Genomic DNA, 13060 nt, shown 5'->3' on the forward strand with positions numbered 1-13060 from the left:
CGCGGGCCGAGCATCCCCTATGCTCATCGCATGTCGCCACTGCTCGCGTCGCTCTGGGTTCTCGCCGCGGTCGTCCTCGCCGTCTGGATCGCCTCCCTCGTCACGCGGGAGTACTCCTGGGTCGACCGGATCTGGTCGATCGTGCCGGTGGCGTACCTCTGGATCTTCGCGGGTGCCGCGGGTCTGTCCGACCTGCGGTTGAACCTCATGGCGGTCGTCGTCACGCTCTGGGGAGCTCGGCTGACCTTCAACTTCGCCCGGAAGGGCGGGTACGCGCCCGGCGGGGAGGACTACCGCTGGGCGGTGCTCCGCGGGCGGATGTCGCCGGCGCTGTTCCAGGTGTTCAATCTCCTGTTCATCACGATCTACCAGAACGTGATCCTGTTCCTGATCGCGATGCCCGCGTTCACCGCGTACGAGAACCGCTCGACCCCGTTCGGTGTGCTCGACGCGCTGCTGCTGGCCCTGTTCGTCGCCTTCACGGTCGGCGAGACGGTCGCCGATCAAGAGCAGTGGGACTTCCACCGGTGGAAGCGGGCGGAGACCGCGGCCGGGCGCGAGCCGCGACCGCGCTTCCTGCAGTCGGGGCTGTTCCGCGTCTCGCGGCACCCGAACTTCTTCTTCGAGCAGGCGCAGTGGTGGGTGCTGTTCTTCATCGGGGCGGTGGCCGCCGGCTCGGTGCTGCAGTGGACCGTCGTCGGCGCCGTGCTGCTCACCCTGCTGTTCATCGGTTCGACGGTGTTCACCGAGAGCATCTCGCAGTCGAAGTACCCGGAGTACGCCGAGTACAAGGCGAGGACGTCGGCGCTCGTCCCCCGGTTTCCCAGGAGGACTCGCACCGACGTCCCCGTGAGCGCCGGGCGCTAGACGGCCGCTGCCGTCACCCGCGCCGATCGCTGAGCGCCGAGCGCTGGTCGCTGGTCGCTGGTCGCGACTAGTTGACCTCGAGCGGGCTCGAGCCGTTCCGGCCGTCCTCCCCGCGGTCCAGCGTCGCGATGGTCGCGATCTCGGAGGCCGAGAGCTCGAAGTCGAAGACGTCGAAGTTCTGGGCCATCCGGTCCTTGTTGTTGCTCTTCGGGATCACGATGTTGCCCACATCCAGGTGCCAGCGGATGATCGTCTGCGGCACCGACTTGCCGTGCGCCTCGGCGATGGCCGCGAGCTCGGGCGACTCGTTGATCTTGCCCTGGCCGAGCGGGCCCCAGGCCTCGATGGCGATGCCCTGGGCGGCTGCGAAGGAGCGCAGCTCGGCCTGCTGGAAGTCGACGTGCAGCTCGACCTGGTTGACGGCCGGCACGACGCCGGTCTCGGCGATCAGGCGCTCGAGGTGGTCGATCGTGAAGTTCGAGACGCCGATCGCCTTCGCGCGGCCGGACTCGAGGATCTTCTCCATCGAGCGCCAGGCCTCGACGTAGGTGTCGCGCTCGGGGGTGGGCCAGTGGATCAGGTACAGGTCGACGTAGTCGGTGCCCAGGCGCGCCAGGCTCTTCTCGAAGGCGGCCTCCGCGTCGGTCTGGTCGCTGTTCCAGAGCTTGGTGGTGAGGAAGATCTCCTCGCGCGGGATGCCGGACTCCTTGAGGGCGTGACCGACGCCCTCCTCGTTCTGGTAGATCTTGGCGGTGTCGATGTGGCGGTAGCCGACGTCGAGCGCGTCACGGACGACGCGACCGGTCTTGTCCGGGTCGACCTTGAAGACTCCGAAGCCGAGCTGCGGGATGGTGATCCCGTTGTTGAGGGTGACGAGGGGAACTGCGTTTTCAGTCATTCTCCAACCCTATTCTCGTCATCGGAGACCAGGGTGCGGACGATCAGGTCGAGCACAGCTTCGCCGTAGGCGTCCTCGGCCGTGAGCGCCTCGAAGGTGCGGCGTTCGCCCCGCACCACGGCCGTCACGAGCCAGAGCGGCTCCTCCGGATCGGACCGGTCGACCTCGAGTGACTCGAAACCGTCCCGGAGCAGGCTCCGCAGCTGGTCCTCCCGCGGCAGCCAGAGGGTGTCGACGATGTCGACCGAGTCCAGCGCCCATTCCGTGGTGCCGTTGAAGCCGATCAGGCGCCCCGTGGGGAAGTCGTGCACCTCGGCGGTCATCTCGCTCACGGTGTAGACCTCTCCGTCACCGGCCTCCTCGGCCTCCCCCGTCACGTCGGCGGTCTCGATCACGAAGGCGTCGCCGGAACGCGGATGCCAGCGCAGCCCGGCGGTCCGGAGCGCACGGGCCAGCTCGATGGAGATCATGGGGCCAATCATCCCAGCGAAGCCTGAGGATCGCGGCGGCAATCCGATCGGCCCGGGCCTCCGAACCACCCTGGTGAACGACCCGTATGCGCCTTCTCCCCTGACGGCGTCGCCCGAGGCCCTCGGCCTCACCACGACCCGCGTGCCCACCCGACTGGGACCGATGACCGTCAGACACGGCCGCCGGGCTCCCGGCCCGGCGATGATCCTGGTGCACGGCGCCGCCGGGACCTGGACGACCTGGACGCCGCTGATCGACGCCGCCCGCCGTGCCGGGCCCCGCGCGGGGAACGTGCTGCTGGTCGAGCTCCCGGGCTGGGGCGACACCCCGCTGCCGGACCGGCCGCTCCGGAACGGCAAGGACTCGCGGACCATCGACGCCTACGCCCGGGCGGTGGCCGACGCGGCCCGCGCCCTGGGCCATCGCGAGTGGACCGTCACCGGCCACTCGCTCGGCGGGGTCATCGCCCTGCACCTCGCGGCGGTCGAGCCGGTGGCGACCCGGGCGGTCGGACTGGTCTCGGCGACGACCTTCGCCGTCATGGATGCGGCCGCGCATCCGGTGCGCCGGTTCACCACGCTGCCGGCCTACGTCGGGCTCCTCGCCGTGATGCGCGCGTTCGCGCCATTCGGCGACACCGCGAGCCGCCTGCTCACCTGGCTCGACCGGCGGGGACTGCTCCCCGCCATCGTGTCGCCGCTGTTCGCCCAGCCCTCGCGCATCCCCGTCTCGGTGACGCACGCCCTCGCGACGGAGGTGCGTCCGCGCACCTTCGTGATGGCCTCGGACGAGGCGGCGCGGTACCGGGCCGCAGAACTGTGGGCGGGCATCCGCTGCCCGGTGCGCTCGGTGCACGGCGAGCACGACGCCTTCGTCACCGCCGCCGACGACCGGCGGCTCGGTGCCCTGATCGCCGACTACGCGGTCACCGTGCTCCCCGGATCCGGGCACTTCGCCCAGATCGAGCAGCCCGCGCTCGTTCTCACGGCGCTGTCGGACGTCGCCCGCTCCGGGCGCTACTTCTCCCCGCGCTCATAGACCGTGTCGGCCGGCCCCACGATCAACGGATCCGGTCGGCCGACGATCTCGTCGTCGCGCTCGGCGTAGTCGAAGAGGCTGAGCACGTGTCGCATCGCCTCGAGACGGGCGCGCTTCTTGTCGTTGCTCTTCACGACCGTCCAGGGGGCCGCGGCGGTGTCGGTCTCGGCGAACATCGCCTCCTTGGCGATCGTGTACGAGTCCCACTTGTCCAGCGAGGCGATATCCATCGGCGAGAGCTTCCACTGCCGCACCGGGTCGACCTGACGGATCGCGAACCGGGTGAGCTGCTCGCTCTTGGAGACCGAGAACCAGAACTTGACGACGTCGACGCCGTCCTGCACCAGCATCCGTTCGAAGGCGGGCGCCTGGAGCATGAACCGCTCGTACTGGCTGTCGTCGCAGAACCCCATCACGCGCTCGACCCCGGCGCGGTTGTACCAGGAGCGGTCGAACAGCACCATCTCGCCGGCCGCGGGGAGGTGGGTGACGTAGCGCTGGAAGTACCACTGGGTGCTCTCGTGCTCGGTCGGCTTCTCCAGCGCCACGACGCGCGCGCCGCGGGGGTTGAGGTGCTCGGTGAAGCGCTTGATCGTGCCGCCCTTGCCCGCGGCGTCGCGACCCTCGAAGACGACCACCAGGCGCCGGCCCTCGGCCTTGATCCAGTTCTGGAGCTTCAACAGCTCGATCTGCAGGAGGCGCTTGGCCGACTCGTACTCGTCGCGGCCCATCCGCTCGGCGTAGGGGTAGCCTTCGCGCCAGGTGTCGACGGGCGAGCCGTCGCGCCCGACCAGGATGGGGTCGTCGTCGTCGGTCTCGACGACCAGGTAGCCGAGGAGGTCGTCGAGGTCGATCGGCGTCGTCGGATGCTCGTCGGTGGTCTGGTGGTCGGCGGTCGCCGGGTGCTCGGCGATCGTCTGGTGCTGGCCGGTCGTCGAGTGCGGGTCGGTCTTCGGGTGCGGGTCGGTCATCGCGTCTCCGTTCGGGTGCGGGCGTCACGGAGTCTCGTCCGACCGCCCGGCGCGCGGGCTACCGAGCGGTGAACGGGAGATGAACCCGGCGTCCGGCACGCGCTTCGTCACGACACGGCCGGCGGCAGTAGCCGTCTCTGAGCAGTGAGCGGACGGTCGCGACCACGGCGACCGCCGCGAGCAGGGCGAGGATGAGGAGAAAAGCGATCATGCACCGAGGGTGCTCGCTGAGACGGCACCGGGGCATCGGGCGGATGCCCTAGGTCGGTGGGTCGAGCGCTCGCGCCAGGTAGGCGGCCTCGGTGCGGGTGGTGGTGTTCGTCTTGCGGAGGATGTTCGAGACGTGCACGCTGGCCGTCTTCGCGCTGATGAACAGCGTCTCGGCGATCTGCCGGTTGCTCAGACCGGTGGCCAGCAGGGCGAGCACCTGGCGTTCGCGGGCGGTCAGGCCTGCCTCCTCCAGCCAATCGTGGGTCGGGGCGGCGTTCTTCGGAGCCCCGGGCTGCGCGACGCCTCCCGCCGTGCCCGACGAGCGCCCGAGTCGACGTTCGAGGGTCTCGGCGAGATCCGCCACCCACCGGAAGCCGAGCTCTCGGGCGAGCTCCGCGGCCTCGCGCGCACGCTCGCGAGAGGCCGGCCGGTCGCCGGAGGCCGCGAGCGCCTCCGCCCACCGAAGCCGCGCAAAGGGCCGGAGACGCGCCGGCACCTCCGGAGCGTCGAGCGCATGGACCGCCTGTGCCCAGCTCGCCGGATCATCACCACCTCCCCCGGGAGCGGAGAGCTCGGCGTCGACGAGGAACCGGTAAGCGTCTGCGGCCGGCCACCGGGCGCCGACCGCGATGTCGACGGCGGCCCGCACCGCTCGCTCACGCGCACGGTCGGCCGCGCGTTCGGCCCGGGGGTCGCCCGCGCCGGGGCCGCCGGGCTCGAGATCGACCCCGGCGGTGCGGGCCCGGCTCAGGATGCGCGCGGCGATCGCCGCCAGAGGGAGGTCGTAGGCCGGGAAGTCGCGGTGCTCCTCGTGGAACAGCACGCCGACCTCGCGCCACGCTCCGACCAGGTCGCCGGAGGCCAGGGCGATCTCGCCGGCCACGGCGGCAAGGCCGAGGCGGGACTGCGCGTCGATCCGCAACTGCAGGCCGAGCCCGGGGCGCCAGCTGCGCAGCAACCGTGCCGCGAGCTCCAAGTCGCCCGACCACAGGACCTGCTCGAGCTTCAACCGCTGCAGGTGCGCGCTGAACCCGATCGGCGGGTCGAGGTCGAGCGCCCGATCCAGCAGCTCCGCCGCGCGGGCCGTCTGCCCGAGGGCGGCAAGCGGAGCGACGACGTTCGACACGAGCATGACCCCGGAGGTGCGTTCGACACCGCGTCGTCGCGCCCGGTCCACCCCCGCCTCGGCGAGCGCCGCCGCGTCCTCGAAGCGACCGATCAGGTACAGCGCATCCGATTCGTTGACCCAGTACCGCAGCCGCGCGGAGTCGTCGCCGACCGAGAGCTCGCCGGCCAGGGCCAGATCGGCGAGCCCCTCGTCGATGCCGCCGGCAGAGAGGCGCGCCATGCCGCGGATGTTCGCGGCGACCGACATCCTCGGCCGGGAGCGCACCTCTTCGGCCTCCCGGTACGCGGCCTCCGCCGTCTCGATCGCCTCGGCGAAGCGGGCATCCAGCATCAGCCGGGCGGCGAGCTCACCGAGCACATTGGCGCGGAGCACGTCGGCTCGGCGCCCGTCGGCCTGGGGTCCGTCGGCAAGGGGCCCGTCAGCACTGCGCCCGTCTGCACTGCGCACGTCGGCACCGTCGGGGGTTCCGGAGGAGAGGAGCTCGAGCGCCTCACGGAGCAGCGCGATCGACCCGGTCTGCCCCAGGTTGGCCAGGTACGAGGCCTTGTCCCTCAACAGCCGGGCGAGCTGCCAAGCCTGGGCCTCGGTGGGAGCCGTACCGGATCCCCCCTCGGGGCCGAGGTCCTGCGACGATTCGAAAGCGCCAGTGGACGCCCCGGCCGTCGCGATGACGGATGGCCCTCCTGCCGCGGCATACAGGCCGCGGGCCGCGTCGATCGCCTCGTCGACCAGGGCGACGGCGCGCTCGCTCTCCCCCGCGTTCCGCAGGATGTACGCGGTCTCGGCGAGCAGCCCGATGCGGCTTCGACCCGCCACCGCCTCCGGATCGGGCACCCTCTCCCAGAGTTTGAGCGCCCGCTCGCCCATCCGCGCGGCGGTGGCGTTGGCGAACGACTCCCGCGCCCGGCCCATCGCGACGAGCGAGGCGGCGAAGGCGGCGGGCAGGTCGTGCGCCGCCATCCAGTGGTACGAGACCGCCGAGGCGTCGCCTCGCTCCTCGAGCGCTCGCGCGTAGGCGGTGTGGAACCGCACCCGTTCACCGGGCAGCAGTTGATCGTGCACCGCTTCCCGTACCAGCGCATGGCGGAAGGAGTAGGAGGTCTCGTCGACCTCGAGGATGCGCGCGGCCACCGCCTCCCGCGCGGCCTCGTCGAGCGCCTCCGGGCCGGCGCCGCTCACGGTGGCGAACACCTCGTGCTCGACCCGCACTCCCCCGGCGGCGAGCTGCCTCAGGATGCGCTGGGCCGGGTCGCTCAGACCCTCGTAGCGCGCGAGCAGCAGGTCGCGCAGCGTGTCGGGGAGCGTATCGACGGCCACCCCGCGGACGGGCGACCGGCCGGTACCAGCACCAGACCCACCCCGCGATCCATCACCCAGCCCACTGCCCAGCCCACTGCCCGGCCCGCCCCCCGGCCCGCCTGCGGTCGCCGGCCGCGAGAGCGCCTCGTCGGCATCCGATCGCCGGCCACCGAGGATCTCCTCGACGAAGAACGGCACGCCGTCGGTGCGCGCCACGACGGCGGCGAGCTCGCGGGCCCCGAGCGGGGCGCCGGTGAGGTCGGTCGCGAGGTGACGCACCTGGGGCGGGGTGAGGCGCGGGAGCTCGCGCCGGATGACCCGCCGGTTGCGGTCGAGCTCGGGAAGCCAACGCCGCAGCGGATGCCCGCGACCCAGTTCGTCGCTTCGGTAGGTGACGACGATGAGCACCCGCGCCCGCTCGAGCACCCGGACGAGGAACCGGAGCAGCCCCAGACTGGCCTGGTCGGCCCAGTGCAGGTCTTCGACCACCGCCACGATCGGGGTGTCGGCGGCCGCCGTCTCCAGCGTCGTCGCGACCGCGTCGAAGAACCGCTCGCCGGTCGTCGGTGCCGGGAGATCGACTCCACCTTCACCTGGGCCCGGCATCGGGACGACCTCTCGCCGCAGTTCGGGGAGCAGGATCGTCAGGGCATCCGCCCCGGGCCCGGCCGCGTCGACCAGGGCGGCGTCGCCGATCACGCCCACGAGCGCGCGCAGGAGTGCGACGATCGGGCCGTACGGCGGGGCGTCGCTGTCAAGGTCGACGCACTGGCCGCGGAGCACGGTGACCCGATCGAGACCGCCGACGAACTCGGCCAGCAGGCGGGTCTTGCCGATACCGGCCTCGCCGCTCACCACGACCGTGCGCGTGCGGCCGCCGCGGCACTCCTCGAGCGCGGAACGGAGCGACTCGAGGTCGCTCTCGCGCCCGATCAGCAGGGGGTTCGCGGTCGGCATGCCTACATCGTGGCACCGGCCGCCGACACCCGGTCACGGACGTCGCGCTGCCGGTCGTCTGCGGCCCGGCGCTCGCGGGCGACCTGCTCCTCCTGTCGAGCGCGGGCGGCCTGCTCGGCCGCGCGCTCTCGGGTGAGGCGCCGGAACTCGAGCTCGCGGGCGAAGCGCTCCTCCTCCGCGTCGCGGAGCCAGGAGAAGGTGTACTCGGTGATCATCATGATGTCCTCCGTCTCGATCACTGCACCGGCGGAACCGCCGTGTGATCGAGACTCCGCTCTGAGGAGGGGTGGGGACATCAGGCATCCGCCTTAGGTCTGTGACGACCCGGCGGATGCGACCGGCCCGGCCTAGTCGGCCAGGATGAGGTAGAGGGCGCGACGCGCCTCGTCGATCTTCTCGGTCGCCTGCGCCCGCTGCTCCTCGGTGGCCGCGAAGCGGAACTGCTGCACGACCCCCATGAGCTTTCCGATGCTGGCGTGGAACTCGGCGTCGGCGGCCGACTGCCCGGGGGTCGCCTCCCAGGCCTTGGCGAGCTCGTCGGCGTTCTCGGCCACGTAGGCCTTGCCCGCGTCGGTGAGCTCGAACTCGGTGCGCTTGCCGTCGCCGGTGGCGACGATCAGCTCCTCGTCGACGAGCTGCTGCAGGGTCGGGTAGACCGAGCCGGGGCTCGGGCGCCAGACGCCGCCGGTCTTCTCGGCGATCGCCTTGATCAGCCCGTAGCCGTTCGAGGGCGACTCGGAGAGGAGGGACAGGATGGCCGAGCGCACGTCGCCGCGGCTGGCTCGCTGATGGCCGCGCGGGCCGAACCCGGGCCCGAAGCCGCGGAACTCGCCTGGGCCGAAACCCGGTCGTCCGCCCCGGCCGTGGCCCTGGGGGTCGCGGCGTCGACCGAAGCGGCCGCCGTCCCGATCGTGGATGTCGTGGTGCTGGTGGTTCTCGTGATTCTGGTAGTCGTGAATGCCTCTCATGGGAGCATCCGCCTTTCGGTATAAGTGAATGTCGCGAGTGTTTCGCGATGTGTCAAAGATATATCGTATAACTCCTGGTGTCAAGTAAAAGATATATCGCCGACTATTCGAGCAACAGAGGTTCCTCTCTTCGCAGGACGAGTGCGCATCCGCCCGGCAATAGGATCGCTGCATGCATGACGAGGCCTGGGACCGCACTCCGATCGAACCGCAGAGCGTCGACGCTCCCCTCTCGACCGCGGCGGTGTTCCTCGTCGTCGCGATGGGCGACGGCGACGACGCGGCCGCGACCGTCCGCGACGTGATCTCGGACATCGGCGGCTTGATCCGGAGCGTCGGCTTCCGCGACCTGAACGCGCATCTCTCCTGCAACGTCGGGATCGGCTCCGACGCCTGGGACCGGTTGGGGCAGAGCTCCCGCCCGGCGCAGCTCCGGCCCTTCTTCGAGGTGAGGGGGCCGGTGCACACCGCCGTGTCCACCCCCGGCGACCTGCTGTTCCACATCCGCGCCGAACGGGCCGACTTCACCTTCGAGCTGGAGCGGCTCATCCTGCAGAAGCTGGGCGACGCGGCCACGGTCGTCGACGAGGTCCACGGCTTCCGGTACTTCGACTCGCGCGACCTGCTGGGCTTCGTCGACGGCACGGAGAACCCGACGGGAGCATCCATGGCCCGCGCCTCGCTGATCGGCGAGGAGGATCCGGAGTTCCGAGGCGGCAGCTACGTGGTGGTGCAGAAGTACCTGCACGACCTGAACGCCTGGACCTCGCTGCCGACCGAGCTGCAGGAGAAGATCATCGGCCGCACCAAGGCCGACAACGTCGAGCTCGACGACGCGGTCGAGGGTCAGAAGGCGCACAAGACGCTCGCGACGATCGTCGACGCGAACGGGGTCGAGCACGACATCCTGCGCGACAACATGCCGTTCGGGCGACCGGGACAGGACGAGTTCGGCACCTACTTCATCGGCTACGCCCGCAACCTCTGGGTGATCGAGCAGATGCTCCGGCACATGTTCGTCGGCGATCCGGTCGGGTCGTACGACCAGATCCTCGACTTCTCGACGGCCGTGACGGGCACGACGTTCTTCGTGCCGTCGAACGACGTGCTCGAGGGTCTCGGCGGCTAACCCGCCGCCGCCTGGTCGACCGGCTCGGCGGCGACCTCGTCCACCGCCCCACCCGCCGCGCGGCCCACACGGAACCCGTACCCCCGGTGCGTCTCGGGCAGGTGCGTCCTGCCCGCCCCGAACAACCGCTCCCTCAGGGTGTCCCCGACGTACTCCCGCCGGGCCAGCCCCCGGTCGCGGAGCACCGGGAGCAGAAGCTCGATCAGGTCGTCGTAGGTCTCGGGCATCAGGTGGGGCTGGATGAGGAAGCCGTCGGCCCCGGTCACCGCGACGAACTCCTCGAGCTGGTCGGCGACGTCGTCCGGGGTCCCGACGAACACGCTGCCGTTGATCCCGGTGCGCCGGAAGTTCTCGAGGATGTCGCGCACGAGCGGCGCCGGCCGGCCGTCGGCGCCGAGGTATCGCTCGAGGTTGGACTGCCCGAGCTCGGTGCTCGTCTGGGCGATCGGCTTGTCCGGGTCCAGCGCCAGCAGGTCGACCCCCGTGTTCCCGGCATAGATCGCCGCCGCCCCCTCCGGGCTCGACATGGCGAGCATCTCGGCGTGCTTCGCCCACGCCTCCTCGGTCGTCGGCGCCGTGATGAACAGGGCTCCGACCATGACCTTGATCGCGTCGGCCGGCCGCCCGGCGGCCACGGCGCTCGCCCGGATGCCCGCGATCGTGCGCGCGACGGTCTCGGGTTCGCCGCCGCCGACGAACACCGCCTCGGCGTTGCGGCCGGCGAACTGCCGGCCACGCCCCGAGGCACCGGCCTGCACCAGCAGCGGGGTGCGCTGCGGCGAGGGCGGCAGGTTCAGGATGCCGTCGGTGCGGAAGTACGGACCCTCATGATGGACGACGTGCACCTTCGCCGGGTTGGCGTAGACCGCGGCCTCCTTGTCGAGCACGAGCGCGTCGTCCTCCCACGAGCCCTCCCACAGCGTGAGGTTGACGTCGAGATAGTCGTCGGCCATGTCGTAGCGGAGGTCGTGCGCGATCAGCTCCTTGCCCATCAGCGCGGCGGCCGTCGCTCCGGACGACCCGGTCACGATGTTCCAGCCGATCCGGCCGTCGGTGAAGTGGTCGAGCGTGGCGAAGCGGCGTGCGTTGGCCGCCGGCGGCTCGACCGTGGTGGAGGTGGTCAGGATGAACCCGAGCTTGTCGGTCACGGCCGCCAGCGCCGAGATCAGCGGCATGGGGTCGCCGTGCGGGATGCCGCGACCCTCCCGCACCGAGGCCGGGATCAGGTCGCCGTCGAGCGCCGGGAAGCCGTAGCTGTCGGCGAGGAAGAGGAAGTCGAGCTTCGCGTCCTCGAACGTGCGGGCGAGGGCCGTCCAGTGCGAGAGCTTGGTGAAGTTCGCGGACTCGTCCCGTGGGGACTGCCAGGCCGAGCCCACGGTGCCGTTGGGTCCGATGTACTGGAAGATGCCGAGGATCAAGGGCGTCGTCATGGCTATATTTATCGCATAAATATTTTTCCGGGCTGTTTCGGGAGGTTTCGACGAGATGAACGACGACCGACGACGCACGACGGCGCCGCTCGACGACGAGGCCGTCTCGATGGGTGCGCGCATCCGGAGCCTGCGGGCCGAACGCGGGCTGACCCTGGTGCAGCTAGCCGCGGCGGCCGGGATGTCGCAGCCCTTCCTGAGTCTCGTCGAGCGCGGACATGCCCGGCTCAGCCTCGCGTCGATGGCGAAGCTCTCGGCGGCTCTCGGCATCCGCTCGGGGGCCCTGCTCGCGCAGCCCGCCGCGCACCGGTCGACCGCCGCGGGGGTCGACGTCGTCCACCGCTCCGGGCGGCGTGAACCGGCGGGTGCGCGGGCGGTGTGGCAGCTCGCGCAGCTTCCGGGCGGGCTGTTCGGCATCGAGATGTGGGGCTCGGAGCAGGTGTTCTCGGAGTTCGCGGTGCACGAGGAGGACGAGTTCCTCTACCTGGTCGAGGGCGTGCTCGAGGTCGGGCTCGCCGACGGGGTGGTGCACCGCCTCGCGCCCGGAGACTCGGTCACGCTCGCGGCCGGGGTGGCGCACGGCTGGCGGGCGGAGGGGCCCGCGGGCTACCGGGTGATCGTGGTCACGTCGGGCGCGCGGGCGCACTGAACGCGGGTCACTTCGGATCCATGTTGATGCCCGCCATCGCCAGGTGCCCCGAGTCGACCGGCAGGGTGACGCCCGTGATGTTCGACGCCATGTCGGAGTTGAGGAAGGCGGCGGCGTTCGCGATGACCTCCGGCTGCATGAATCCGGAGCCCTTGAGGATGCCGTAGCTGCGGCCCGCGGCCATCAGGTCGTCGTAGGTGCCGCCGGGGTGCCCGGCCATCATGTCGTAGCCCTGCTGGTTGTTGGTCATGCCCGTGAGGATCGTGCCCGGGTTGACCGTGTTCGCGCGGATGCCCTGCGGGCCGAGCTCGACCGCGATCGCCTTCATCAGCCCCACTACCCCGAACTTGGCGGCGGTGTAGTGCGAGAAGAAGGGGCCGCCCTCGAGGCCGTTCACCGAGGAGGTCAGCACGATCGAGCCCTGCTGACGCTCGACCATGTGCGGCACCACGGCCTTGACTGACTGCCAGACGCCGGTGAGGTTGATGTCGATCATCTCCTGCCACTGCTCGCGGGTCATGTCGGCGACCGGGCCGAGGGTCCAGATGCCGGCGTTGCCGATCAGGCAGTCGATCTGGCCGAACTGGGCGATGCCCTCGGCGACGGCGGCGTCGAGGGCGCTCTGGTCGCGCACGTCGGCCTCGATGCTGAGCACGCGGCGGTCGAGGGCCTCGACCTGGCTGACGGTCTCGGCCATGTCGTCGGCGGTGGTGTGGGCGTAGGGCACCGTGGCGAAGGGTTCGGTCGTGTCGATGAACACGATGTCGGCGCCCTCCTTCGCCGAGACGACGGCGTGAGCGCGGCCCTGGCCGCGGCCGCCGCCGGTGATGAAGACGACTTTTCCGTCGAGAAGACCCATGTCCATGCTCCTTTGCAGTGGTGGTTCTGGTGGTGCGGTTTCATCGGTGCGGTCCATTCCGGCACTCGATGCCAGAAGGCTACTCCCCGCGCCCTCCCGAGTCACCCCCTCTCATAGCCCGCCACTTCGCCGAGAGGTCACCTTTACGTCTTCCCGGCGCGTTTTGGACGTGTTCGTGACTTCTC

At 70.8% G+C, this 13060-nt stretch carries 12 protein-coding genes; 4 read left to right on the plus strand and 8 right to left on the minus strand.

The annotated features are described in order from the left end of the window. Positions 1-30: 30 nt before the first annotated feature. The gene (locus AC59HU_RS02400; RefSeq protein WP_497221723.1) at positions 31-867 is read left to right on the plus strand and encodes a DUF1295 domain-containing protein; all 837 of its coding nucleotides are present in this window, start codon (positions 31-33) and stop codon (positions 865-867) included. A gap of 67 nt (positions 868-934) precedes the next feature. Here the strand turns inward: AC59HU_RS02400 and AC59HU_RS02405 are convergent, their stop codons facing one another. Beyond that, positions 935-1765: an aldo/keto reductase gene (locus AC59HU_RS02405; protein ID WP_497221724.1), complete on the minus strand. Its 831-nt coding sequence runs from the start codon at positions 1763-1765 to the stop codon at positions 935-937. Continuing rightward, on the minus strand, positions 1762-2235 hold the full coding sequence (locus tag AC59HU_RS02410; RefSeq protein WP_497221725.1) for a pilus assembly protein CpaE: 474 nt from the start codon (positions 2233-2235) through the stop codon (positions 1762-1764). Before AC59HU_RS02410 ends, AC59HU_RS02405 begins: the two co-directional genes overlap by 4 nt. A 163-nt stretch (positions 2236-2398) precedes the next feature. Between AC59HU_RS02410 and AC59HU_RS02415 the strand changes: the two genes are divergently transcribed. After that, on the plus strand, positions 2399-3274 hold the full coding sequence (locus tag AC59HU_RS02415; RefSeq protein ID WP_497221726.1) for an alpha/beta fold hydrolase: 876 nt from the start codon (positions 2399-2401) through the stop codon (positions 3272-3274). Here the strand turns inward: AC59HU_RS02415 and ppk2 are convergent. The 4 genes from ppk2 to AC59HU_RS02435 form a co-directional block, all read right to left on the minus strand. Then, a complete protein-coding gene (ppk2, locus tag AC59HU_RS02420) occupies positions 3253-4245 on the minus strand; it encodes a polyphosphate kinase 2 (protein WP_497221727.1) in 993 nt (330 codons plus the stop codon). The genes AC59HU_RS02415 and ppk2 overlap by 22 nt on opposite strands. Positions 4246-4504: 259 nt before the next feature. After that, positions 4505-7840, minus strand: a complete 3336-nt coding sequence (locus AC59HU_RS02425; RefSeq protein ID WP_497221728.1) for a helix-turn-helix transcriptional regulator — start codon at positions 7838-7840, stop codon at positions 4505-4507. Positions 7841-7842: 2 nt separating this feature from the next. Then, the gene (locus AC59HU_RS02430; protein WP_497221729.1) at positions 7843-8058 is read right to left on the minus strand and encodes a hypothetical protein; all 216 of its coding nucleotides are present in this window, start codon (positions 8056-8058) and stop codon (positions 7843-7845) included. Between the two features lie 129 nt (positions 8059-8187). Beyond that, the gene (locus AC59HU_RS02435) at positions 8188-8808 is read right to left on the minus strand and encodes a PadR family transcriptional regulator (RefSeq protein WP_497221730.1); all 621 of its coding nucleotides are present in this window, start codon (positions 8806-8808) and stop codon (positions 8188-8190) included. Positions 8809-8980: 172 nt separating this feature from the next. On the opposite strand from AC59HU_RS02435, the gene AC59HU_RS02440 reads away from it, so the two are divergent. Continuing rightward, entirely contained in the window at positions 8981-9937 is a 957-nt protein-coding gene (locus AC59HU_RS02440) for a Dyp-type peroxidase (protein WP_497221731.1), read from the plus strand. On the opposite strand, the gene AC59HU_RS02445 is transcribed toward AC59HU_RS02440, so the two are convergent. Continuing rightward, on the minus strand, positions 9934-11367 hold the full coding sequence (locus AC59HU_RS02445; RefSeq protein ID WP_497221732.1) for an NtaA/DmoA family FMN-dependent monooxygenase: 1434 nt from the start codon (positions 11365-11367) through the stop codon (positions 9934-9936). The genes AC59HU_RS02440 and AC59HU_RS02445 overlap by 4 nt on opposite strands. A gap of 55 nt (positions 11368-11422) precedes the next feature. Between AC59HU_RS02445 and AC59HU_RS02450 the strand changes: the two genes are divergently transcribed. Further along, complete coding sequence (locus AC59HU_RS02450) at positions 11423-12016, plus strand: helix-turn-helix domain-containing protein (RefSeq protein ID WP_497221733.1); 594 nt, start codon at positions 11423-11425, stop codon at positions 12014-12016. A gap of 7 nt (positions 12017-12023) precedes the next feature. Here AC59HU_RS02450 and AC59HU_RS02455 read toward each other — a convergent pair whose 3' ends face one another. Beyond that, positions 12024-12875 carry a mycofactocin-coupled SDR family oxidoreductase gene (locus AC59HU_RS02455; RefSeq protein WP_497221734.1) on the minus strand — a complete coding sequence of 284 codons (852 nt, stop codon included), beginning with the start codon at positions 12873-12875 and terminating at the stop codon, positions 12024-12026. Positions 12876-13060 lie beyond the last annotated feature (185 nt).

The organism is Herbiconiux sp. 320_LB, from assembly GCF_059691755.1.